Source organism: Alcanivorax sp. 24 (assembly GCF_004360225.1).
Lineage (GTDB): Bacteria > Pseudomonadota > Gammaproteobacteria > Pseudomonadales > Alcanivoracaceae > Alloalcanivorax > Alloalcanivorax xiamenensis.
Genome location: NZ_SNUA01000006.1, coordinates 100,180 through 123,782, shown reverse-complemented (window position 1 = coordinate 123,782; position 23,603 = coordinate 100,180). Strand labels below are relative to the sequence as shown.

The 23,603-nt window shown below is 62.4% G+C and carries 19 protein-coding genes; 8 read left to right on the top strand and 11 right to left on the bottom strand.

The annotated features are described in order from the left end of the window. The first annotated feature begins 107 nt into the window (after positions 1–107). The gene (locus E0L37_RS10235; protein WP_133491648.1) at positions 108–1,514 is read left to right on the top strand and encodes a TolC family outer membrane protein; all 1,407 of its coding nucleotides are present in this window, start codon (positions 108–110) and stop codon (positions 1,512–1,514) included. Here the strand turns inward: E0L37_RS10235 and waaA are convergent. Further along, positions 1,460–2,737, bottom strand: a complete 1,278-nt coding sequence (gene waaA, locus E0L37_RS10230) for a lipid IV(A) 3-deoxy-D-manno-octulosonic acid transferase (protein WP_133491647.1) — start codon at positions 2,735–2,737, stop codon at positions 1,460–1,462. The genes E0L37_RS10235 and waaA overlap by 55 nt on opposite strands. Positions 2,738–2,873: 136 nt before the next feature. Here waaA and E0L37_RS10225 point away from each other — a divergent pair, with 136 nt between their 5' ends. Together E0L37_RS10225 and E0L37_RS10220 are read left to right on the top strand one after the other, a co-directional pair. After that, positions 2,874–4,082 carry an FAD-dependent oxidoreductase gene (locus E0L37_RS10225; protein ID WP_133491646.1) on the top strand — a complete coding sequence of 403 codons (1,209 nt, stop codon included), beginning with the start codon at positions 2,874–2,876 and terminating at the stop codon, positions 4,080–4,082. Then, complete coding sequence (locus E0L37_RS10220) at positions 4,082–4,867, top strand: aldo/keto reductase (protein WP_133491645.1); 786 nt, start codon at positions 4,082–4,084, stop codon at positions 4,865–4,867. Before E0L37_RS10225 ends, E0L37_RS10220 begins: the two co-directional genes overlap by 1 nt. Positions 4,868–4,970: 103 nt before the next feature. On the opposite strand, the gene E0L37_RS10215 is transcribed toward E0L37_RS10220, so the two are convergent. After that, entirely contained in the window at positions 4,971–6,500 is a 1,530-nt protein-coding gene (locus E0L37_RS10215) for an NAD(P)/FAD-dependent oxidoreductase (RefSeq protein WP_133491644.1), read from the bottom strand. Positions 6,501–6,643: 143 nt separating this feature from the next. On the opposite strand from E0L37_RS10215, the gene E0L37_RS10210 reads away from it, so the two are divergent. Beyond that, on the top strand, positions 6,644–7,654 hold the full coding sequence (locus E0L37_RS10210; protein WP_133491643.1) for an AraC family transcriptional regulator: 1,011 nt from the start codon (positions 6,644–6,646) through the stop codon (positions 7,652–7,654). Between the two features lie 217 nt (positions 7,655–7,871). On the opposite strand, the gene hldE is transcribed toward E0L37_RS10210, so the two are convergent. Beyond that, on the bottom strand, positions 7,872–9,305 hold the full coding sequence (hldE, locus tag E0L37_RS10205; protein ID WP_133491642.1) for a bifunctional D-glycero-beta-D-manno-heptose-7-phosphate kinase/D-glycero-beta-D-manno-heptose 1-phosphate adenylyltransferase HldE: 1,434 nt from the start codon (positions 9,303–9,305) through the stop codon (positions 7,872–7,874). A gap of 237 nt (positions 9,306–9,542) precedes the next feature. Here hldE and E0L37_RS10200 point away from each other — a divergent pair, with 237 nt between their 5' ends. Further along, positions 9,543–10,730: a hypothetical protein gene (locus E0L37_RS10200; RefSeq protein ID WP_133491641.1), complete on the top strand. Its 1,188-nt coding sequence runs from the start codon at positions 9,543–9,545 to the stop codon at positions 10,728–10,730. 7 nt (positions 10,731–10,737) lie between these two features. Beyond that, entirely contained in the window at positions 10,738–11,652 is a 915-nt protein-coding gene (gene lpxL, locus E0L37_RS10195) for an LpxL/LpxP family Kdo(2)-lipid IV(A) lauroyl/palmitoleoyl acyltransferase (protein ID WP_133491640.1), read from the top strand. Here lpxL and E0L37_RS10190 read toward each other — a convergent pair. Beyond that, complete coding sequence (locus E0L37_RS10190) at positions 11,622–13,118, bottom strand: glycosyltransferase family 39 protein (RefSeq protein ID WP_133491639.1); 1,497 nt, start codon at positions 13,116–13,118, stop codon at positions 11,622–11,624. The genes lpxL and E0L37_RS10190 overlap by 31 nt on opposite strands. A 219-nt stretch (positions 13,119–13,337) precedes the next feature. Between E0L37_RS10190 and E0L37_RS10185 the strand changes: the two genes are divergently transcribed. Together E0L37_RS10185 and E0L37_RS10180 are read left to right on the top strand one after the other, a co-directional pair. Then, positions 13,338–15,284 carry an acyltransferase family protein gene (locus E0L37_RS10185; protein WP_166643038.1) on the top strand — a complete coding sequence of 649 codons (1,947 nt, stop codon included), beginning with the start codon at positions 13,338–13,340 and terminating at the stop codon, positions 15,282–15,284. Between the two features lie 97 nt (positions 15,285–15,381). Then, entirely contained in the window at positions 15,382–16,485 is a 1,104-nt protein-coding gene (locus tag E0L37_RS10180; protein WP_133491637.1) for a hypothetical protein, read from the top strand. A gap of 22 nt (positions 16,486–16,507) precedes the next feature. On the opposite strand, the gene pseI is transcribed toward E0L37_RS10180, so the two are convergent. The 7 genes from pseI to E0L37_RS10145 all read right to left on the bottom strand — a co-directional run bounded on the left by pseI (position 16,508) and on the right by E0L37_RS10145 (position 23,601). Further along, on the bottom strand, positions 16,508–17,569 hold the full coding sequence (gene pseI, locus E0L37_RS10175; protein ID WP_133491636.1) for a pseudaminic acid synthase: 1,062 nt from the start codon (positions 17,567–17,569) through the stop codon (positions 16,508–16,510). Beyond that, complete coding sequence (gene pseH, locus E0L37_RS10170; RefSeq protein WP_205655601.1) at positions 17,566–18,096, bottom strand: UDP-4-amino-4,6-dideoxy-N-acetyl-beta-L-altrosamine N-acetyltransferase; 531 nt, start codon at positions 18,094–18,096, stop codon at positions 17,566–17,568. Before pseH ends, pseI begins: the two co-directional genes overlap by 4 nt. Then, positions 18,093–19,205, bottom strand: a complete 1,113-nt coding sequence (pseG, locus tag E0L37_RS10165) for a UDP-2,4-diacetamido-2,4,6-trideoxy-beta-L-altropyranose hydrolase (RefSeq protein ID WP_133491635.1) — start codon at positions 19,203–19,205, stop codon at positions 18,093–18,095. Before pseG ends, pseH begins: the two co-directional genes overlap by 4 nt. Next, complete coding sequence (pseF, locus tag E0L37_RS10160) at positions 19,202–19,918, bottom strand: pseudaminic acid cytidylyltransferase (protein WP_240687453.1); 717 nt, start codon at positions 19,916–19,918, stop codon at positions 19,202–19,204. The genes pseG and pseF overlap by 4 nt, the downstream gene beginning before the upstream one ends. After that, the gene (gene pseC / locus E0L37_RS10155) at positions 19,915–21,072 is read right to left on the bottom strand and encodes a UDP-4-amino-4,6-dideoxy-N-acetyl-beta-L-altrosamine transaminase (protein ID WP_133491634.1); all 1,158 of its coding nucleotides are present in this window, start codon (positions 21,070–21,072) and stop codon (positions 19,915–19,917) included. The genes pseF and pseC overlap by 4 nt, the downstream gene beginning before the upstream one ends. After that, entirely contained in the window at positions 21,072–22,073 is a 1,002-nt protein-coding gene (gene pseB, locus E0L37_RS10150; protein WP_133491633.1) for a UDP-N-acetylglucosamine 4,6-dehydratase (inverting), read from the bottom strand. Before pseB ends, pseC begins: the two co-directional genes overlap by 1 nt. A 145-nt stretch (positions 22,074–22,218) precedes the next feature. Then, on the bottom strand, positions 22,219–23,601 hold the full coding sequence (locus E0L37_RS10145) for a lipopolysaccharide kinase InaA family protein (RefSeq protein ID WP_133491632.1): 1,383 nt from the start codon (positions 23,599–23,601) through the stop codon (positions 22,219–22,221). Positions 23,602–23,603 lie beyond the last annotated feature (2 nt).

Here is a 23,603-nt window from a genome sequence, read left to right as displayed (position 1 = left end):
CCGTTACCTGTCGGTGGGGATCAAGCGCCAGCCGTGCAAGGACAAAATGCCCGGCACGGCTGGCGCGAGACACAAGCCGGAACAAAAGAATGAGGAAGGAAACGCATATGAAGCGGAGCCCGCTGAAACCTCTGGCCCTGGCCATCACCCTGCTGTCCATGGGCGCCCAGGCCGCCGACCTGAAACAGGTCGCCAATGCCGCCTGGGATTACGACAGCACCTGGCGCGCCGAGCGGCAAACCTGGGAAGCGGAACAGGAAACGCTGGTGCAGGGCCGGGCGGCGCTGCTCCCCACCATCGATGCCCGCTACGGCCGCTACCGCACCGACCGGGATATCGAGGAAGGTAATTTCAACCAGAAGTATGACTCGGAAGCCACCACGGTAACGCTGTCGCAACCGCTGTTCCGGCTCGACGCCTGGTACGGCTTCAAGGAAGCCAAAGCGGTGGTCTCCACCGCCGAGGCTGAATTCCAGCAAGCGCGCCAGGATTTCGTATTGCGCGTGGCTCAGGGCTACTTCGGCGTGCTGCGGGCCTGGGACACCCTGGTGTCGGCCCAGGCCGAGGAAAAGGCCATCTCCCGGCAACTGGAGCAAACCAACGAACGCTTCGAGGTGGGTCTGGTGCCAGCCACCGAAGTGGAAGAGGCACAAGCCGCCTATGACCTGACCCGGGTGAACCTGATCGTCGCCGAGCAGGACTTCGCCATCGCCCGTGACCAGTTGGAAACCCTCACCGGTCAGCGTTGGGAAACCCTGGCGGAACTGCGTGAGCAACTGCCGATGGAAGGGCCGCAACCGGCAACAATGCAGGACTGGCTGGACAAGGCCTCGGTACGGAATCCCCAGGTACTGGTGGCCCAGGGGAACGCCACCGCGGCGGGTTTCACCGCCGACCGTCAATTCGGCGCGATGATGCCGCAGGTGGCTTTGGTGGGCACCTACTCCCACACCCACACCTCTCCACGAGGCGACAGCGCGGTGGGCACCACGTCTTCCGGGATCACCCCGGACAACCACGGCACGGAAGTGGGCATCGAGATTTCCATGCCACTGTTCCGTGGCGGCGGCCTCAACAGCCAGCGCAAACAGGCTGCTCTGCGCGCCGACGCCGCCGACCAGTTGTATCAGCAGGCGATCCGTGACGTTACCCAGCAGACCCGCACCTTTTACCGCACGGTGGAGGCGGACGCGCTGCGGGTCAGCGCTCGCAAGCAGGCCATCCGGTCCGCCCGCGCCGCTCTGGAAGCCACCCAGTCCGGCTACGAGGTGGGCACCCGCAACGTGGTTGACCTGCTCAACGCACAGCAGGCCCTGTACGGTGCGTTACGCGACTACGCCAACGCGCGCTATGACTACATCCTCAACACTCTGAACCTGAAAGCCGCCACCGGCGAGTTGGACGTCGAGGATCTGGCCTCACTGAATGACTGGCTGTCCGGTCAGGAAAGCCTGGACCTCTATGATCCGGATCTGGAAGGCCAGAGCGAAGCGCAAATGGTCACGCCACGCTGAAGCGCCCCACGGTTGGCGGCCACCACGGCCGCCGCCGCCTCTCCCCGGCGTCGGCGCAATGCCGGGTCTTCGAACAATCCCGTTACCGCCCGCGCCAGCGCCTCGCCATCGGCCACCAATTCCAAGGCCTCCGCCTGATCCAGCAAATCGGCGATGGCGGTAAAGTTATGCAGATGGGGCCCGCTCAGCACCGGCAGTGACCAGGCCGCCGGCTCCAGCAAATTATGTCCGCCCACCGGCACCAGGGAACCGCCGACGAAAGCCACGTCACTGATACCGAACAGCATCAGTAATTCTCCCATGGTATCCGCCAGGTAAACCTGAGTCCGTTCGTCCACCGCCTCGTCACGGCTGCGGCGAGCGACACTGAATCCACGCCGGCGGGCCAGGCCCGCCACTTCATCAAAACGCTCCGGGTGGCGGGGCACCAATACCAACAGCGCCCGCGGCTGCCCCGCCAGGACCTCGCGGTGCGCATTGAGAACGATGTCGTCCTCGCCGGGGTGAGTGCTGGCGGCGATCCACACCGGGCGTTGCCCGAATCCGGTCTTCAATGCCGAGGCCGTGGTTTTCACCGGGTCGTCCAGGGTCAGGTCGAATTTGACGCTGCCGTTGACCTTGATCCGTTGCGGATCGGCGCCCAACTGGCGAAACCGTTCCGCCTCCGCTTCGGTCTGCACCGCCAGCACCTGGAAACGGCCCAGCATCGGGCGCACCAGGGCACCGAGCCTGGCATAGCCGCGATAGCTCTTCTCCGACAGCCGGCCATTCATCAGCATCAGTTTGGCGCCACGGGCTTCGGCGGCGGCGCACAGGTTCGGCCACAGCTCGGTTTCCAGGACGATCACCAGACGCGGATCGAAGGCCCGGAAAAAGCGCCGGTAGGCGCCGGGCAATTCCCATGGGCAATAGACATGCGTGACCCGGTCGCCGAACAATGCCCGCACCCGTTCCGAACCGGTGGGCGTGGTGGTGGTCACGATCAATGGCGTTTCCGGGAAACGCGCCAGCAGCGCTTCGATCAACGGCGCCGCCGCCAGGGTCTCCCCCACCGACACCGCATGAATCCAGACGCTGTCCTTGAGCGTACCGGAGCGATAGCCCAGCGCCATGCGCTCACGCCAACGCTGTCGATAGGCCGGCGCCCGCCGCCCCCGCCACCACAGACGCACGAACAGCAACGGCAGCAGCAGATACCAAAGCAAGGTGTAGAAAAAACGCATAGAACGATCCAAACAGTGGCACGGGCGAGACAATCGACCTTGAGGTCGCCGGATATCATCCCCACAGATGACCCACATCGGCATCCTTGACGGCGGCCTATGCTAGCATAGCCGCAACTTTTTCCGGCGGTGAGCCATGACTACCCAGACCCTAGAACCGGACGTTCTCATTTTCGGCGGCGGCATTGCCGGCCTGTGGTTGATCAACCAATTACAGAATCAGGGCTACCAATGCCTGCTGCTGGAAACCGGCACTCTGGGCGGAGCCCAGACCCTGGCCAGCCAGGGCATTATTCACGGCGGGCTCAAGTACGCCCTTGGCGGCGCCCTGTCCAATGAATCCGAGGCCATCGCCGGCATGCCGGAGCGCTGGCGCGCCGCCATGGCGGGACAGGGCCCGGTGCCGCTGAATGGTCTGGATGTGCTCTCGGACACCCAGCATCTGTGGTCCGCCGGCTCCGTGGCCAGCCGCATGACCACCTTCTTCGCCAGCAAGATGCTGCGTGGCCGGATCGAGCGTTTGCGCCGTGGCGACTACCCTTCCGCCCTCGCCAATGCCCGTTTCAAGGGGCAGGTCTACCGGCTCGACGATCTGGTGGTGGATACCGAAAGCCTGCTCGATGTGCTGACCGCGCCGGTGCGAACCCGATTGCTGCGGGCGCCGGATTTAAGCGAACGGCTGACCTGGGATGAGCGCGGCATTCGCGAAGTGCGTCTCGATGGCGCCGTGATCCGCCCGAAACTGTCGGTACTGGCCGCTGGCGATGGTAACGCGGCCTTGCTGGACAGCGCCCACACGCGGCACCTGTTCGCCCAGGATGAAAGCCAGAGCCGGCCTCTGAAAATGGTACTGGTGCGTCATCGTCTCGGTCACGCGCTCTACGCCCACTGCGTCGGCGCCAGCAGCAAACCGCGTCTGACCGTCACCACCCACCCGCTACCGGACGGTTCCCTGGTCTGGTATCTCGGTGGTGACCTGGCGGAACGGGGCGTGGAACGGAATGACGCCGAACAGATCGCCGCCGCCAAGGCGGAACTCGATCAATTGTTCCCCTGGCTGGACTTCAGCGGCGCCGATTGGGCCACCCTGGATGTGAGTCGGGCGGAGCCGCGCCAGAACAGCCTGGCCAAGCCCGACAACGCCTATGCCCGGCGCGACGGCGACCTGATCCTGACCTGGCCCACCAAACTGACGTTGGCGCCGGACCTGGGTGACCGGGTTGAAGCCTTGATCCGTGAACACGGCCTGCAACCGGGCCCCGCCATGGCGCCGCCCGAAAACCTGCCGCTGGCCCCTCTGGGGCAACCGTACTGGCACCACTGCTTCGCGCGGGAGAATCACTGATGGCGTTTCTGCGCCCGCTCGGCGACACCGGGCTGACCGTCAGCGCCCTCGGCCTCGGCACGGTGAAGATCGGCCGTGACCAGGGCGTGAAATACCCCTCCGCGTTCACCATTCCCGATGACCAGGCGGTGCGCGAGCTGCTGGCGCTGGCCCGGGACCTGGACATCAACCTGATCGACACCGCTCCGGCCTACGGACGCAGCGAGGAACGGCTGGGACAGTTGCTGACCGGGCGCCGGGACTGGGTCATCGTCTCCAAGGTCGGTGAAGAGTTCGAGAAAGGCGAGAGCCGTTTCGACTTTACCCCCGAGCACACCATCGCCTCGGTGGAGCGCAGCTTGCGCCGCCTCAACACCGACTATCTGGATTGCGTGCTGATTCACTCCGACGGCAACGATCTGGACGTGCTGCGTCAGGGCACGCTGGAAGTCCTGGCGGAGCTGAAACGCAAAGGGCTGATCCGGGCCATCGGGGTTTCCACCAAGACCGTGGAAGGCGGCCTGGAAACCCTGCGGCGGGCGGACGTGGCCATGGTCACCTATAACCTGGCCCACGATGAGGAACGGCCGGTGATCGATTACGCCGCCGAACACGGCAAAGGGATTCTGATCAAGAAGGCGTTCGCCAGCGGTCACCTCGACGCCGGTCACGCTGATCCGGTTCAGGCCAGTCTCGACCGGGTCCTCGGCACACCGGGCGTCGGCGCCGTGATCGCCGGCACGGTCAACCCCAGGCACCTGAAGGAAAACGTGGAGAAAGCCCGCCGGGCCGTGGGTGATCTCTGACGCCGGTATTCGCTGCCAAGGCAGCTCCCACAGCGGCTTCGTAGTGAGCTTACTGTGGGAAGCTGCCTTGGCAGCGAATGGCGTGTCAACACGCTATCCCGTGTCAGACCCTCACCGGCTCCCCTTGCGGTTGTCTCTCCGCCACTTTTTCCCAGCGATAAACGGACTCGTCCAGGGAGCGGGTCTTCAGCCAGTAGCGCCAGGTGGAGTACGGCCAGATCGCCACGTTGCGGCCATCCGCCTGCTGATACCAGCTGGAACACCCACCGCTCTGCCACACCGTGCCCTTGAGATCCATCTGCAACTGATCATTGAAAGCGTCCATGTCCGAGCGCTTCACATCCAGATAATCCGCGCCACGCCGCGCCACCGTGCGGATGGCATCGACGATGTATCGCGCCTGGCACTCGATCATGAAAATAATGGAGTTGTGGCCGAGTCCGGTGTTGGGGCCGACCATCTGGAACATGTTCGGATAACCAGCCACGCTGACGCCCAGATAGGCCTCGGAAGCATTGCGCCAGTCATCCTGCAGACGATGACCCGGCAGCCCGGTGATCTCGAAATCCTTCATGTAAATGCGCGGATCCACCACGAAGCCGGTGCCCAGCACCAGACAGTCCATCTCCCGCTCGCTGCCGTCACTGAACACAATGCTGTGTTCCCGTATTTCCTTCACCCCTTCAGTGACCAGCTCCACGTTGGGCCGGTTGAAGGTGGGGTAATAGCGATTGGAGATCATGATCCGCTTACAACCCAGCCGATAGTTGGGCGTCAGCTTGCGAGCGGTTTCCTTGTCCTTCACCTGATAGCGAATGAACTGCTTCACCAGCGGCTCCAGCAGGGATGCCAGGCGCGGATGGAAGATCGGCAGCACCCGGGACTCATTGCTCCAGTACAGGCGCGCCCGGTGCAGCTTGCGCAACAACGGGAAACGGCGGAACCAGGTCTTGTCACGCCGCGAATAGGCTCTCTCATCACGGGGCACGATCCAGCCCGGGGTGCGCTGCACCACCGTCAGTTGCCCCGCTTTCGGCGCGATCTCCGGCACATACTGAATGGCGCTGGCGCCGGTGCCGATGGACACCACTTTTTTGCCGGCGAGGTCGTAGTCGTGGTCCCACAGGGAGGAGTGGAACACTTTGCCTTTGAAATTTTCCAACCCCGGAAATTCGGGAATCGACGGCACATGTAGCGGACCAGTGGCCAGCACCCAGTGCTGACAATCGACACGGGCGCCATCGGTGAGCCGCAGCGTCCAGCGGGCTCGCTTTTCATCAAAGTGGGCCGCTTCCACCTCCGAGTTGAAACGGATGCTGTCGTGGAGCCGGTGCTTGTCCGTCACCCGTTGGATGTAATCCTGAATCTCCCGCCAGCCACTGTAGCGACGAGACCAGTCGGGATTGCCTTCGAAGGAATAGGAGTACAGGTGCGATTGCACGTCACAGGCGGCACCGGGATAGGTGTTTTCCCGCCAGGTACCGCCGACCTCACCCGCTTTTTCCAGCACAACGAAATCGTCGATTCCGGCCTCCCGCAGCTTGATCGCCATGCACAGGCCACCAAAGCCGCCGCCAACGATCGCTACCTTGGTGTTCAGATCGCGAACATCCAGGTTCACCTTACTGTTCATCTTGTTCTCCTGTTGGACACGCCATGCCGGCAGTCTAGCTTGGCGGCCGCCATCGGGAACGTGTTAGGCTGGCCGGGAAATTGATAATTCCGGCCACGACCAGACAACCAAGGAAATCCTGCGAAGCACCCAGGCAGACACTTATGTCACAACGCTCCGTTCTTGCCTTGATGTACACCCTGGATCTGCTGGAGCAGCGCGGCATCCCGTACGCGCCGGCGCTGGCGCGGCACGGCCTGGACGCCGCCAGGCTGGACCCCAACGGCGAAATCGAACGTGACCGGGAATTGCGACTACTGGCGGAACTGCTGCCCCTGGCGGAGGATCCGCAATTGGGCATGGAGATGGGAAAACGGTTCGGGCTGGCCGGCTACGGCCCGCTGACCATGCTGTTGATGACCAGCGCCACCGCGTTCGATGGCTTCCAGCTCGGCGTCCGCTATCAGTCCCTGACTTATCTTTACGGCGAGTTGTCGCTGGTGCCGGGCAATGATACCACCGCCCTGATTCTGAAGCCGATTCCGCTGCCGGAGTCGGTGCGCCGTATCCTCATCGAGCGCGACATGGTCGGCACCTTCAAACTGGTCAACGATATCCAGACGCAGCTGGGTCTGGACCTGACACCACGGGAAGTCTGGCTGCCCCTGCCCGAGCCGGAGCACAAAGCACCTTATGAACAGTTTTTCCGCGCGCCGGTGAAGTACGGCATGCCCTGGTGTCAGGCCACCATCGGCAACCGCGATCTGGCCCTGCCCCTGCCGGGCTACAACCGCACCGCCCATGAACTTTACCGCTCACAATGCGATGCTCTGCTGGCACGTCGCGGTGAACCGAGCGAACAGTTGGCCGCCCGCGTCAGCGCTTATCTGGATTTGTTTCTGGGGGATTTTCCCGGCGCCGCGCAGGTGGCCACCACTTTCGATTTGCCCGAACGCACCCTGCGCCGCCGCCTCAGTGCCGAAGGACGGCCGTTCCAGCAGCTTCTCGACGAAGTCCGCCTCAACAAGGCCCTGAATTACCTGGCGGATTCCGGACGCAGCGTCGAGGACATCGCCCGCCTGCTCGGCTACAGCGAACCCGCCGCCTTCATTCGCGCGTTCCAGCGCTGGACCGGGGAGACCCCGGCAAAACACAGAAAAGCAGTTGACAGTTGATAGTGGACAGTTGACAGCGGAAAACAAAAACAGGTGATCTTTAGCGGCTGTGGGAAGCTTGCTTGCAAGCGAATGGGCTTCGCTCAGGCGCTTGGCAACATTCGCTTGCAAGCAAGCTTCCCACAGGAAAGGCATGAATCAACTTTGTTGATACGCAAATAGGTTTTTCACTTCCACATTTCTTTTCGCTGTCAACTGTCCACTATCAACTGTCAACTTACCCTTCGTTCTTCCTGATTTTTTGCACGATGTGCGTGGTGGAAATGTCCTCGACGAAGTCCAGTACTTCCACCTCGCCACCGTAGGCTTTGACGATGTCGGCGCCAACCACCTGATCGACGGCGTAATCACCGCCCTTGACCAGTACATCGGGCTTTACCTTTTCCAACAGCGGTTCAGGGGTGTCGGTGTCGAAGGCCACCACGTAGTCCACCGCTTCCAGCGCCGCCAGCACCGCCATGCGCCGTTCCAGCGGGTTGATCGGCCGGCCGGGGCCCTTGAGGCGGGTAATGGAGGCGTCGCTGTTGACCGCCAGCACCAGGCGGTCGCCCAGACGGCGGGCGGAGTCCAGGTAGCCCACATGACCGGCATGGATGATGTCAAAGCAGCCGTTGGTGAAGACGATTTTTTCCCCCTGGGCGCGGGCGTCCTCGATCGCCACCAGCAATTGCTCCTCGGTCATCACACCCCGCCCCAGGCCGCCGGTCTGATGCACCGCCCGGCGCAGTTCCGGCGCCGATACCACCGCGGTGCCCAATTTGGCGACGACAATACCGGCGGCGATGTTGGCCAGAGCCACCGCTTCCTCCATGGGACTGCCCGCGGCCAGCGCCACCGCCAGGGTGGAAATCACCGTGTCACCGGCGCCGGTGACATCAAACACTTCCCGGGCGCGTGCCGGCAGGTGCAGTTCAGGTTTGCCGGCGCGAATCAGCGTCATGCCCTTTTCGCTGCGCGTCACCAGCAGCGCTTCCAGATCCAGATTGGACAGCAGTTCCTTTCCTTTGGCGACCAGGGTTTTCTCGTCCGGCACCGGCCCCACCACCGCTTCCAGTTCCGCCAGATTGGGGGTCAACAGAGTCGCTCCCCGGTAGCGCTCGAAATCCGTGCCTTTGGGATCCACCAGTACCGGCACCCCGGCCCGGCGCGCCAGCGCAATCAGGCCCTGACAGTCACGCAGCGCCCCCTTGGCGTAATCGGAGAGCACCAGAGCGCCGCAATCACGCAGCCCCTGCTCCACCTCGGCGGCGAACGGAGCCGGATCCTCGTCCTGGAACGATTCCTCAAAATCCAGCCTCAACAGCTGCTGCTGACGACTCACCACCCGCAGTTTGGTGATGGTGGGCAGCCCGGGGATCTTCTGGAAACGGCTGGTGACCTCGGCCGCGCTGAGTCTCTCCTCGAGCAGACGGGCGGCCTCGTCATCCCCGGTGACTCCCACCAGGGAGGCTTTGGCGCCCAGCGCGGCCATGTTCAGAGCCACGTTGGCGGCCCCGCCGGGACGGTCCTCGATGTCCGTGACCCGCACCACCGGCACCGGTGCTTCCGGCGAGATGCGCCCGGTGGGCCCATGCCAGTAGCGATCCAGCATGACATCACCGGCCACCAGCACCCGGGCCTGGCCAAAAGGGGGAATTCGCGGGTCGTGCATCACCGTCTCCTCAAGCGCCGACTCATAAATATCGGCGCAAGCCAATGTTTGCCGCGCAGTGTAGCATAGGACACTGTCGGCACCGCCGCCCCCGGCGTCACTGCCGACGGCCCGCCGGAGTGTGGTTTTTCCCCGGCGCGCTCAGTACACTTCCGACTCGCCGGTGAAGGCGGACAGAGCGTATCAACAGGTTTCTCCTTGACGGAGGACCGGGAGCGATCAACGGGATAAGCATCTATGACGGCATTGCGCCCTAACGTACTGGAAGGCCGGGGACTGCGGCTTTGGTTGACGGTTTCCTTCGCGGTGATGTTCACCGGACCCTTTTTGTTCCATTCCCGGGTCGCCCTTCTCAACGTGGTGGACGTGCTGTTCTTTCTGCCGTCACTGACCCTGTTGACCCGGGCCGTGGTCAGCGGTGATCGCCGCCTGTTGCTGTCCCCCTGGCTGGTGCCGCTGTACGCCCTGCTCGGCTGGTTGCTGCTAACCATGGCCTGGGCGGATAACGCCAATACCTCCCGCACCGTACGCGGCGTGGTGGAGATCATCACGCTGGTGGGCATTCTGCGCTGGCTGCATCTGTACTACCGGCACACGCTCAAACAGGCGCTGACCAACGCCGCGCTCACCTCCACCGTGCTGCTGGTGGTGATCATGATCAGCTACTACACCACCCAACCCCTGGGCAGCCCGCTATTCGGCGAATCCGTGCGTTTGATTTTCGATCTGCCGCAGCCCGGTCCACTGCTGACCACCATGGCCCTGGTGACGCCCTGCTTCATCCTGCTGGCCCAGGCCGTGGAGGAAGGCATCAATGCCAAAGGCGGACGCCGCGCCGCCGGCGCCCTGGTGGGATTCGGCTTCCTGCTGCTGGTGCAATGGCATACCGGCATCATGTTGCTGGTAGCGGCGCTCAGTTGGGTGCTGCTGCGCGCGGAACAACGGATACTCGGCATGCTCGCCGCCGCGGTGGCCTTGTATCTGTCCCTGGATTTCCAGGTACTCGGCAACATGAGCCAGTACTTCACCCATCCTTTCTTCGGCAACGGTCTCAGCCAGGAAACCGGGGAGTCGTTGCTGGTGGGCGTGGACGACGCCCTGCGCATCATTCCGCATCCGGATAATGTGCTGCTGGCGGTAATCCACTCCTCCGGGCTGGTGGGTCTGATTCTGTTCATCGCCGCCTGGGCGGTGCCCGCCTGGCGCCTGCCGGACGGCGAGCAGAACCTGCGCGAAGGGGCCATCTTCCTGATCGCCGTGGTACCGGGTCTGCTCGCCATGCTGTCGGTGGGCGCCTATCTATTGGTGCCGTTCCATCCCAGTTGGATGAGCCTGTGGATGCCGCTGGCTTTGATGCTGGCCAGCCTCAGCACCCGCGACACCATCCGCCCGCCAGTGCGGCACCCGCAACCCCAGCCGCAGTAACCGCACCATGGCTAAACGTCGACAACGACCCACGGATCCCCGCGACCCGCGCCTTTGGCCCACACGTGTGGGCCTGGCCCTGTTCTGGCTGACCGGCCAGTTACCCTGGGACCTGCTGCTGGCGCTGGGGCGCGGCATCGGGCATCTGGGTTGGTGGCTGGCCAGGAAGCGGCGGCATATCGCCCTGACCAATCTGCGTCTGTGCTTCCCCGAACTCTCCGACACCGAGCGGGAAGCGCTGGCCCGGAAAGTGATGGTCAGCACCGGCGAGGCATTGATGGAGATGGCGGGCAGCTTCCACAACCGCCGCATCGACCTGGGCCAGCGGCTCTCGGTCACTGGCCTGGAGCACCTGGAAGCCGCTCGAGAGCGTGGCCAGGGGGTCCTGCTGCTAGGTATGCACTTCAATTCCATCGACGTCGGCAGCCGCCTGCTCGGCAAGTTCTTTACCTTCAGCGTGGTGTATCGACCCAACGACAACCCCTTGCTGGATCACCTGATCACCGAAGGCCGCGGCACCTGGCTCAAACACTCAGTGGACCGCCGTGACTTGCGGCAAACAGTACGGCTGCTGCGCCAGGGCGAAGTGGTGTGGTATGCCCCGGACCAGGACTACGGCACCGAACATGCCGTGTACGTGCCGTTCTTTGGTGTCCCCGCGGCCACCATCACCTCCACCAGCCGTATCGCCCGCATGGGCAAAGCGGCGGTGATCCCCTGTGCCCATTACCGCCTGCCTGGCGGGCGCTATAAGATCGAATTCGGTGAACCGCTAACCGACTTCCCCAGCGGCGATGACGAAGCCGACACCGCTCTGATCAACCGCACCATCGAGCACTACGTGCGCAAGCATCCCGAGCAGTATTTGTGGGTGCATAAGCGCTTCAAGCATCAGCCCGAGGGGCGGCGCTCGCCGTATTGAACGCGCTTCTCGAACACCAGCACCAGGTCGGAACCGCCGGTGTCGAAGCGTTGTATCAGACGATAACGTTGTTCCAACTTGTCCCTGGTGGTCACTTCCTCATCGCGGTCGACCATCAATACCTGCCAGCGGCTATCAACCTGCTCAGGGGGGCGGATTTTATCCGAATGACCACGAAAATAGGGCCGGCCGAAATAAAAGTTCACCTGCCCGTTGTTGATGTAGACCCGTTCATCACCCGGCAGATTCTCTCGAGCCCATTCACCCGCCTGACGAATCGCCAGCTTTTCCGGCCCACGGGTGGATATAGCGCCAGACAGCCCCTGTAGCAGTATCAGGAAGATCAGCATTCCCCAAACCCAGCCTCTCACCCGGTGTTCGGTGAGACGCATCATGCCTACGTACAGGAACGGTAGCAGGCACACCATTAACGGCACGAGATAGCGGGTGGACAAGTAGTAGTGGCGCCAAAGAAACACCACCACCACGGCCAGCCAGGTCAAAGCCAGAGCGCCATAGACCCGCAGCTCACCATCAAACCGCAGCGGCCCGTAGCGTCGCGCCAGAATCGCGGGCAACATCATCGCCAACAGATAATGCAACAGCTTGATCGGAATCAGTATCAGCAGCCCGAACAGCAGCACTTGCGCCCCGTAATCCTTGGAGTACTGATTCAGCACCGCATCGGCCAAAGCCTCCCCGGAGCGTAGAAAACCCTCATGGATCAACGCCGGATTGATGGTATTCAGATAGCCCCATAGCCGCTGACTCAGGCCACCACTATCCCCCAGCAGCACGCCCACCCCCAGCACGCCGATCACTATCGGAACCACGAACAAACGCAGCCTCTCCCGCCAGCGATAACCGCGCTCGAACAGCGACAACAGAAACAAAGGGACCAGGATGATTCCCGTTTCCAGTCGAAACAGAGCCCCCATGAACACGGCCAGAAAAAAGCAAATTGCCCAGGACCAGGCCCGGCTCCGCGAATAGCGCAGGTACAACCATATTGACAGCAGCATGAAGAACCAGGCGGGCCAGTCCCTCAACGCATCCGGCCGGTATTCGTTGAAAGCCGCGAACGAAAGCGCCGTCAGCACCGCCCACCAGATGCTCTTTTCCGGGGTCAATCGATGCAGAAGAAGCACCAGCATCCAGGAAGCCAGCGCGGCGGACACCACACTGACTCCGTAGGCGACGTGCAACATGGAAACCGGCAGTACCGCCTCCAGAACGGCCATAAAGGCTGAGTAGAACGGCCAGTCGAAAAGGGCGAGAGCCTGATCCAGGCGCCCGTCACCGATCAATTCGGCTACATGGATGTAGAGCATGCCGTCGCGATCCAGGATCGGTGAATAGTGAATAGCCACCAGCGAAAGCATCACACTGCCGAGCAAGGTCACTATCAGCGCTGACCCGTGGGACCGCGCGGGCCGCTGCGCCACGGCGCTTTCATCCATGTTCATCCTGCCTTATCCATTATTTAATCCGGAAGGGAGAAGCCCGATGGCGGGCATGATCACCAACACAATTGCGCTGATCCATCGGCTTGGGCAGACTTGCCCGCACCAATGATGCGTGACCACCAATCCCCGTTCAAGCGCCTGTGTACACTTGGAAATTCAGCAGGCGTCGAGGGTGGCCATTCAAGCTTTTGCATTTTCACCACCGTGGTAGGGACTGCCTTGGATTCTTTCCGCACCGACATCAACGGCCTGAGGGCTTGGGCCGTACTGCTTGTGATCCTGTTTCATTTCCAGGTTCCCGGGTTCCAATCCGGCTTTCTCGGTGTGGACGTGTTCTTCGTCATTTCCGGCTTCCTCATGGCCTCCATCCTCTATCGCGGTCTGGCCAAGAGCACGCTCTCTCTGCCCGCTTTCTACGCCTCGCGGATGAAAAGAATCTATCCGGCCCTGATTGCCGTCTGCGCCGCCAGTCTGGTGCTGGGATGGTATTTGCTGATGCCTCGCGACTATATGGCACTGGGCGCCCATGTTCGAGAGAGCCTGCTATTTTCATCCAATTACCGCTACTTGTCCGAGGCCGGCTATTTCGATGCCGCTTCCGAAAGCAAATGGCTGTTGCACACCTGGTCGCTGTCGGTGGAGTGGCAGTTCTACCTACTGTATCCGTTGCTGGCGATGCTGCTCTATCGGTTAACCCGGCATCATCGCACCTTACTCGTCGGAACCCTGCTGATCGCGGCGCTGTCCCTGGCCTGGGATATCCACACGATCCAGGTCGCCCCGGACCGGGCTTTCTATGGTTTTCCCGGCCGCGCCTGGGAAATGCTGCTGGGCGCCGCGGCCTTCCATCTCGCTCAGCTGTGGCGGCCGGAGCGTCGCGTTGGTCTGGCACTGCACCTGGGTGGACTGGCTTCGATAGCGGTGGCAGCCTGTCTGGTCACGCCGGCGTCCTGGCCCGGCCTGTGGGCGCTATTGCCAACGGCCGGCGCCGCCGCTCTGATTCTCGGGAACAGCCACTCACCGCTGACGGCAGGCCGGTTCTGGAACTGGTGCGGTGAGCGCTCCTATTCCATTTACCTCTGGCACTGGCCGGTGGTGGTTCTACTGCACTATTTTCTGATCGCTACGAATCCCCTGTGGGTGGTTGCCGGCCTGGCCGCATCCGCGCTGCTCGCTGAGTTATCCTACCGCCTCATCGAGCAACCCTGCCGTGGCCGAATGGCGCGATTCAGTTCCTGGCGCACCATCGGCACGGTCTTCACCGTGGCGGTTCTGCTCGCCGGGCTAGGACAAACCGTGCGCCGCTCCGGCATTCCCGAGCGCCTTCCCGATGAGGTGATCCATCTGGCGGACGAGGCACGCCTCTCCAATCCACGGCAGGACGAGTGCCTGGATCACGACAGCGAATGCGTCTATGGCAGCGGCCCGGTGGGGTTGATTCTGATCGGCGACAGCCACGCTGATGCGGTGGTCAACGCGATGCAAAGCGCTCTTGAGCCTCGGGTCGGCGGCATTCTGTTCAAAGGCGAGTCCGACTGCATCCCCCTGCCCGGACTTCAGGGCAACGAGCCCGATGATCGCGAGTGCGAACAGCTCGCCGCCGGCATCCCTGATCTGCTGGCACAATACCCCGGATTACCCGTGTTAGTGGTATCCCACTGGGCCGCCTACGCCAATTACGGCGTGGTGGAACCGGACCGGGAGGCGCATTTCTTCGTCCCCGGAGGCGCCAGGCACTTCAGCGAGCGCTGGTTCCAGGAATTTGATAACTGGTACCTCACGTCGCTATGCCGAATCAGCCAGACCCACCCCCTGTGGATCATGCGTCCAACACCGGTGATGCCGGTGGACGTTGCCAGCGTGATGGGCCGCGAAGCTCTGGTAAACCGGGATATTGATCTGTCTCTGCCGCGCCACCAATACGATCTCGACACCGCCTATATCCGGGACTTGCAGGATCAGGCTGCTCGCCAGTGCGGCATCCGCATCCTCGACCCCATCGCCACCTTATGCGATGAACAGCATTGTGTCGCTGAAACCTCCAATGGCCTGCCCATTTACCGGGATGACAACCACTTCACCGAGTATGGCAACCGGCTGTTGATTCCGATGTTCCAATCCATGGTGCTACCCGGGGTTACCGAAGATCATGTCGGCGCTCGTTGAACGGGAAGGTTGCGGCACAACAACCCTCTACGGCAGACTTGCCCGATAACCCGGGGCTCCCTGAGTCTCCGGACTTTTTTGCGTACGAGAATTGGCGTTGAACGACATAGTCTATTTTTCGAAGATGTTCCAGGCAGTGCCGCATCTGGCACAGATCGCCAGGGTTCTGCCGGGAACCTTCGTTTCCAATCGCTCATCCACCCTCAAGGTGGTGCGGCGGCAGTATCCTCAACTACAGAGCGCCCGCTACCTGAAGCATCTCGGCCCCCTTGGCAAAGGCAATCGCAAGCTCAGCGGCGCCGATGTTATCGTCACGGGTTCTCCTTACCGGGAGTTTCTGCAACCTTACGCCGCTCGCAAGTGCACCGTCTTTCACGGCACTTACATGTTCCTCAGCCGGGAAGCCCTGCAGGCCAACACACATTTTGATCTGCTTTGCATCATTGGTCCGCGCATGCAGCAAATGGTGGAACGCTTCGCCGATGACATTCCGGTGAAAGCGGTACGCACCGGCTTTCTGCCATTCTGCGAATTTCCCCAACGGACCGAAGCCCATCGCCACGAAGTGCTCACGGAAATGGGCCTCGACCCATCACAACCCACCGTGGTCTACACACCCAGCCGCCGGGGCATCGGTTCCTGGGACCAGGCCGTGGAGGCGCTGCTGGATACCCTCGCCACACATTACAATCTGGTGCTGCGACCCCATCCAAGCCAGGGCGTGACACCGCGCTCCAGGGATCACGCGTTGTTCCGCAAGCTCGCGGCCCGTATCGAAGCGCGACCGCACTGCGTACTGGACTTGTCCCGCTTTGCACTATCCACAGTGTTGTCGGTGGCGGATCTGGTGATCTCCGACGCCAATTCGCCGGCGGAGGAATCGTTGTTCTATGACGTGCCGCAGTTGTTCGTGGAAACCGACACGTTTTCCCGCGACACTCTGGCCCGGCAAGGGGAACGGGAAGGCATGCACGCCGACGACATGGCACGGTTGCTGGCCATCTATGATTGTGGCCCCAGCGTCCACTTCGGCGGCCAGCACCAAGGGCCCCATGATTTCAACGCGACGGTGGAAGACGCGCTGGCCCGGGCGGCACAACATCGCTCCGCCCGCGAGCACTACTTTTCCTGGGTATTCGGTGAGCGCGACCGGCAGGCCAACCAGAGAGTAGCGGCGGCAATCCGCCAACATCTGCTGTAGTCACGATCAGACGGCGCCTCCATCAACGGGGCGCCAGATCCTCCCAGCGTACCGGGGTATTGCGGCACACATCCCGCGCCAGCGTGGCACCCACCACCTGGTCCTGGTACTTCGGCGCCAGCCCGAACCCCGGCCGCACACTGCGCACATTCGCGGCCGACACCACCTCGCCCGCCTTCAGATCACTGACAAAATACAGCGAACGACGGAACTGGGCGTTGCCCTGCTCACTGGATTTTCGTCCGTAATCCACCTCCCCCAACGCCCGCCAGGCGGTCTTGCTGTCCCGGCACAGCGCCGCCAGCTCCGGCGGTTCCAGGGAGAAGCTGTCGTCCGGTCCACCGCCACGGCGATCCAGGGTAAAGTGTTTCTCGATCAGCGCCGCGCCAAGAACCACGCTGGCAATGGCGGTGGTATTGTCCAGAGTATGGTCGGACAAACCGGTGACGACACCGAAACGCTCGGCCATGTCCACCAGCGTTCGCAGGTTATAGTCCTCCGCCGGGGCCGGATACCCGCTGACACAATGCAGAATGGCCAGGGAGGTACAGCCCCCTTCCCGCGCCGCTTCAATGGCCTCACCGATTTCCTCCGCATCGGCCATACCGGTGGAAATAATCATCGGTTTTCCGGTAGCGGCCACATAGCGGATCAACGGCAGGTCCACCGCCTCGAACGAAGCAATTTTATATGCCGGGGCGTTGAGATCCTCCAGCAGGTCCACCGCGGTGGTATCAAACGGCGAACTGAACAGAGTGATGCCCCGCTGGCGCGCATGCTCGAATAACGGCTTGTGCCATTCCCATGGCATATGCGCTTCTTGATAGAGCTGATACAGCGTCTTGCCATCCCAAAGCCCGCCATGGATCTGGAAGTCCTCGCCGTCGCTGTCCAGGGTAATGGTGTCAGGACGGTAGGTCTGCAATTTCACCGCATCGGCACCGGCCTGTTTGGCCTCGTCGATAATGCGTAACGCGGTCTCCAGCCGGCCATTATGGTTGGCGGACAGCTCAGCGATCACATAGGGCGGCTGGTGCCGGGCAATCTCCCGGCCATCAATAATAAGGGAAGGGTATCCGCTCATGACGCCTGACCTCCTGGGATTGGCCACTCGGTGGCCAGTATTCCGAAGCAATATACCGAGTGGTACTGTTCACCATCAAAATGCTGGTCGCGCAGCACCCCTTCGTCCTCGAATCCGAGGGCGCGATGCAACGCGATGGAGCGCGCGTTAAAGGCCAGTGCCTGGCCACACACCTTGTGCAGAGCCAAAGGTCCGAAAGCGTGCGACAGTGCCGCCCGCCCCAGCCTGCGGCCGCTGCCGCGCGGCGCCTCCGGGGTCAGATAAAACCCCCAATCGACCACGCCGCCGTTACCGGCTCGTTTGAACTGAACGAATCCCAGCGGTACCCGGCCGCTTTCCACAATGCACAGGTGGTGGCCAGTGTCGGCGGAGACCCGTTCAAACCAGGCACTGTGTTCCGCCAACGTGATCTCATGGGACTGGTACATGTAGCGGCGAACGTCGGGATGGTTACGCCAGCGTAACACCGCCGGCAGGTCCTCGGTGGTCACCGCCCGGACGATTTCGTTTGCCTTTGTCTCGCTCATGGTCCCGATTTCTCCGAGGTGGGGCCGACCATGTGCTGCGCCACCCGTTCGGCTCCCAGCCCATCGCACAACGCTGACGCCGCACGTGCCATTCTCAACATGCCAACAGGATCGTCCAGTGCCGGCAAATCGATCCGCAACGGCCGCTCGGTGACGTCACCAATAATCATCGCCGCACCGGCCTCCACCAACGCCCTGGCACCGGGCCTCTGATTGTCCGCCAGCACCACCATCCAGGTCGGCAGCCCCAGGCAACATCGCTCCCAGGCCGAACCGCCAGCGGCGCCGATGGCCAGATCAGCCTCACACAGGCGCCGGGCCATATCGGTGACATTCACCTCAACGGAGCACTCGAACGGCACCGTGCTCGCTCGCTCACGCACTTCCACCAGGCCCGGCGCGGAGGCACCCATGACCACGTCCACTTTGATGGAGGCAGGTAGCGGTGCCGTCGACAACGTGGCCAGCACCGCCGAGGTCACGTTGTCCGGATCGGTGCCACCCAGGCTTACCAGAATGCGTTCCGGCAATCCCGCGTCACGACGAGCCAGCGCGAGTTGCCGCCACTGGGCAAATTCCGGCCGCAACAGCGCGAAACGGGGCCCGATTAACGGCGTCGCCGGAGTCGGCAGCAGATCGTGGTAGTCCTCGACGCGACGCCCCAGATTCTGATCCAGCAGCACATCCACGTCATGGCGGCGATCGGCCAGATCGTCTATCGCCAGAATCGCACCAACCCGATCCCGCAATGCCCCTTCCCACCGCTGATCCAGGGCATAATGATCCACCACCAGCCAGTCTACTTCGAGACCGGCCAGAGCCGCGGCACAATCCCGTGCGTCCTCGTCGGCGGGCACTCCCAGCCAGGCCGCATGAGCCGGCGCGCCAGGCGCGGGAACAACATCACCGGTGGGCGCAGGCAGCAGAGTCAGCCGGTGGCCGGCCTGCTGGATGCGCGCCCCCAGGTGGCCCGGCAAATCACGGCACAGGAAATGTATCTCCGCGCCGTGACGCTGAAGGGCCGCCGCCAGGGTCAGACAGCGCATCACATGACCACTGCCGATACGCAGCGACGCATCCGCGCGAAACACCACGGACAGCGCGGTCATGACGGGTCGGGCTCGCTTTGCAGCACCTGAAACAACGCTTCCGCGCGACGCCAGTCTTCCAGAGTATCAATATCCTGAACGCGGTGGCGGGGCAGCCTCACCGCCACCGACTCCGGCGTGAAAATCGCCCTTCCATCAAGCCATGCCCGCGCCCTGCCCCAATAAAACTGACCGGCATCGTGGAAGGCTTCTTCCAAATCCTGGGAGCGGGTATTGGCGTGAGCCGGTTCAAACATGCTGACGCGCTGCCGTGGATCCAGACGCAGAGCGCGCTGGATCGGAAAGGCGAAAGTGGTTACGGGAAACGCGTAGTCACCGCCACCGGCTCGCAGCGCCTCCAAGGCGGCAAGGATATCCCCGGCACGAACAAAAGGTGCGGTGGCATACAAACAGCACACCTCGGATACGGAAACGCCCTGTTGCCGAAGCCATGCCACCGCGTGGGCGATCACCGGCACCGTCGGAGTGTGATCGTCCGCCAGTTCGGCGGGGCGCCGGAACGGCACTTCCGCGCCTTCCGCCAAGGCGACCGCCGCCACCGCGTCGTCATCGGTGGACACCAGAATGCGGTCAAAACAGTCCGCCTCGCGGGCCGCCTGGATCGACCAGGCGATCATCGGGCGGCCGCAGAACGGCTTGATGTTCTTATGCGGGATTCGCTTGCTGCCGCCCCGCGCTGGGATGACGGCAACCCGCACCGGCGCCGTCGTCATGCTCTGACCACCTCCGCCACCGCCTCACAGACCTGCTCCTGCTGCGCTTCGGTCAGTGTCGGAAACAGTGGCAGACTGATGGCCTCACGGTAATAGGCTTCCGCTTCAGGGAAATCGCCATCGGCGAAGCCAAAGCGCCGGTAGTAAGGTTGGGTATGCACGGGAATATAGTGAAGGTTAACGCCGACGCCACGCTCACGGAGTGATTCGAAAGCACGAGCATGCTTTTCCTTACCGCATCGCGGTAACCGGATCACGTACAGATGGCGTCCGGAATAGCTGTCCGGATGCTGCCAGGGCGTGGTCAGCGGCAGCCCCGCCAGGCGCTCATCATAACGATGCGCCAGCTCATTGCGGCGGGTCACATACTGATCCAGCCGGGCCACCTGACTCAACCCCAATGCTGCCTGCATTTCGGTCATGCGGTAATTGAAGCCCAGCTCGATCTGCTGGTAATACCAGCCGCCGTCCGGCTCCCGGTCCATCAGCGCCGGATCACGGGTGATGCCGTGGCTACGCAACAGTGCCATGCGCTCCGCCAGCGCCCCGTCCCGTGTCATCGCCAGCCCGCCTTCCGCGGTAGTAACGATTTTTACCGGATGAAAACTGAAGACGGTGATATCACTATAACGACCGCAACCAATAGGTTCGTTCCGATAACGACCGCCGATGGCGTGGGAAGCATCCTCAATCACACGGAAGCCGTACTTGTCGGCCAACGCACCGATCGACGCCATGTCACAGGGCTGGCCGCACAAATGCACCGGCACCACCACTTTCGGCAGGCGGCCGTTCTTTTCCGCCTCGATCAGTTTGCGCTCCAATGCCCGCGGGCAAAGATTGTAGGTGCGTGGATCGATGTCGACGAAGTCCACGCTGGCGCCACAGTAGAGACCACAGTTGGCGGAAGCCACGAAGGTGATCGGCGTGGTCCAGAGCCAGTCCCCAGGCCCCAGATCCAGCGCCAGGCATGCCAGATGCAATGCCGAAGTCGCGCTGTTCACCGCCACTCCATAGCCACCGCCGCAGTGCGCGGCCACCGCCTGTTCAAACGCCGGCACCTTGGGGCCCTGGGTAAGAAAGTCCGACTGCAGCACCTCGAGCACCGCGTCGATGTCCTCCCGGGTAATGTCCTGACGGCCGTAGGGAATCATCAAGCGTCCGCGCGTCGGTTGAAGTCCAGGATCTCGTCATGATCCAGAAAATGCTCATTGATACCGGAGTTGTACTCGAAGCCTTGTGGGACCGGCGCCCCTTTTTCTCCCAGGCCATTGACCTGGAAGTCGTTCTGGCTGGAGGTAAAAGTGATGGTTGGCTGGATCACGTAGTGATCCTCGAACTCCAGCGTCAAGTGAGAATCATCCGCCGGGCACATGATCTCATGCAGCTTTTCCCCGGGCCGGATACCGATGATGTCCTGCTTGACGCCCGGTGCCATGGCCTCGGCCAGATCGGTGATGCGCACGGACGGGATCTTCGGCACGAAGATTTCACCGCCATACATGCGCTCGAAATTCTTGAGTACGAAATCCACCCCTTCCTGCAAGGTGATCCAGAAGCGCGTCATGCGCTCGTCGGTGATGGGCAGGCTTTCCGCGCCTTCAGCGATTTTCTTGCGGAAGAACGGCACCACCGAGCCACGCGAACCAACCACATTGCCATAACGCACCACGGCGAAACGGGTCGGGTGACCACCGGCCATATTGTTGGCCGCCACGAACAGCTTGTCCGAAGCCAGCTTGGTGGCGCCGTACAGATTGATCGGATTGGCGGCCTTGTCGGTGGAAAGGGCAATGACCTTTTCCACATCATTGGCCAACGCGGCCTTGATCACGTTCTCGGCACCGTTGATGTTGGTTTTGATGCACTCCATCGGGTTGTACTCCGCCGCCGGCACCTGTTTCAGGGCGGCGGCATGGATCACGTAATCCACCCCACGCATGGCTTGTTCCATACGCGCCGCGTCGCGGACGTCACCGAGGAAATACCGCATGCAGGGCTGATTGAAGTCCTGCTGCATCTCATACTGTTTGAGCTCGTCCCGGGAGAACACGATGACACGTTTCGGCGTGTAGCGGCTCAGCAGCGTTTGCACGTATTTTTTACCGAACGAGCCGGTACCGCCGGTAATCAGAATGGATTTGTCGTTGAACATAGTTAACCCACTGAGTCGATCCATAGGATGTTGTTGAAAGCGACGTTCCCGGCCCTGCCCGCAGAGTGATCGACCGACCCCGTCCGTATGCCTTATTGTAACGGCTGGAGCGCCGCGGAATAACTCGATAATACCGCCGACAGCCTCAGTCGTGCTGATTCTGGAAATTCGCCGCCCAACGCTTGCGATCCCGAGCCACCAGCCTGGCGGTCTGGCCCTTCGACAATCCCAACTGCATGGCGTCCAGGTCGAGAATACACAGCCGCCCTTCGACCCACAGGAAATTGGTGGCCTTGAGGTCGCCGTGATTGAAATGCAGGGTTTCCATCAGGAAAAACAGCCGCGCCACCTGTTGGCGCGCGCGTGCCATCGCCTCGGAACCGCCGCCGGCCAGATCCTTCAGTGACGGCCCGGACACGTACTCACAGATAAAGTAAGCGGTATCCTGCAGCCCCATCACTCTGCGCTCAACGTAGCCTACCGCTGGCGGCGTATCCAGTCCGATCAGCTCCAGCCAGCGAGCGTTGCGCCAGGAGCGGGCGGCACGGCTGGGCTTGAATTGCTTGCGCAGCCGGTGACCGGCGCTTTTCACATTATAGCGTTTGATCACCCAGTCCCGGCCCTGCCAATGAACCCGGCAGACGGTGCTGCTGTTGCCGGGTTTGAGCATCTCGCCTTCCGCCATCAGGCGATCGATTCCCGCCTCCAGCAGCGCTTCGAACACCGCCCGCAGCGGCCGGCGGACCATACCCCGCAAGGATGAATGGCGCACCACCGCGAAATCGGTGCAATCCCGCTGCACTTTGCCGAGCGCATGCCGGTAGCGCCGCTGGCGTGCCCGACCCAACGCCGTTTCAAGCTCCGCAACGGACGGCGCCCCTTCACCATAGGCGGCCACCACCGGCGCCAGTTCACGGGTATCCACCGGGTAGAACTGTGCCAACAAAGCCGCCAGGTTGGCCAGGCGGTCGGCGGCCGGCACCTGCCCCGGCTCGAACAGACGCACGCTGCCGGCGTCCACCAGATAACATTGATCGCCATCGATCAGAAAGTTGCCAAGATGGACGTCATCCTGCACACAACCGGCGCGGTGAAGCTTTGCCAGGAACGCCACCAACAGTGCCGCCCATTGCTCTCCAGCATCGTTCCTGTAGGCCTGTTCATAGAGTCTGGCGGCATCGGTGCCGGATAAATGCTCCAGCACCAATACCCGCCCTCCGGCTACCGGTCCACTGTCGCCCACCAGCCGCGGCGCCGGAACGCCACGCTCAGCCAGAGCAACCAACCGCTCCGCCTCTTGTCTCGCGTCTCGCACCGATTTCGGGTGGTCAAAAAACACTTTGGCGATCACGGGACATTGATTCAGTACCGCCAGCGCGGTAAATCGCCGCTCTGGCAGAATGCGCAAGGCCCTTCGCAGCACCAATTCACCGAATTCGGTTACCACCGTGGCGGGCAAATCCGGCTCACGTCCGGCCTTGGAGAGCACATTAAGCGACAGGCTAAGGGGCTGGGGGTTATCCGGCATGG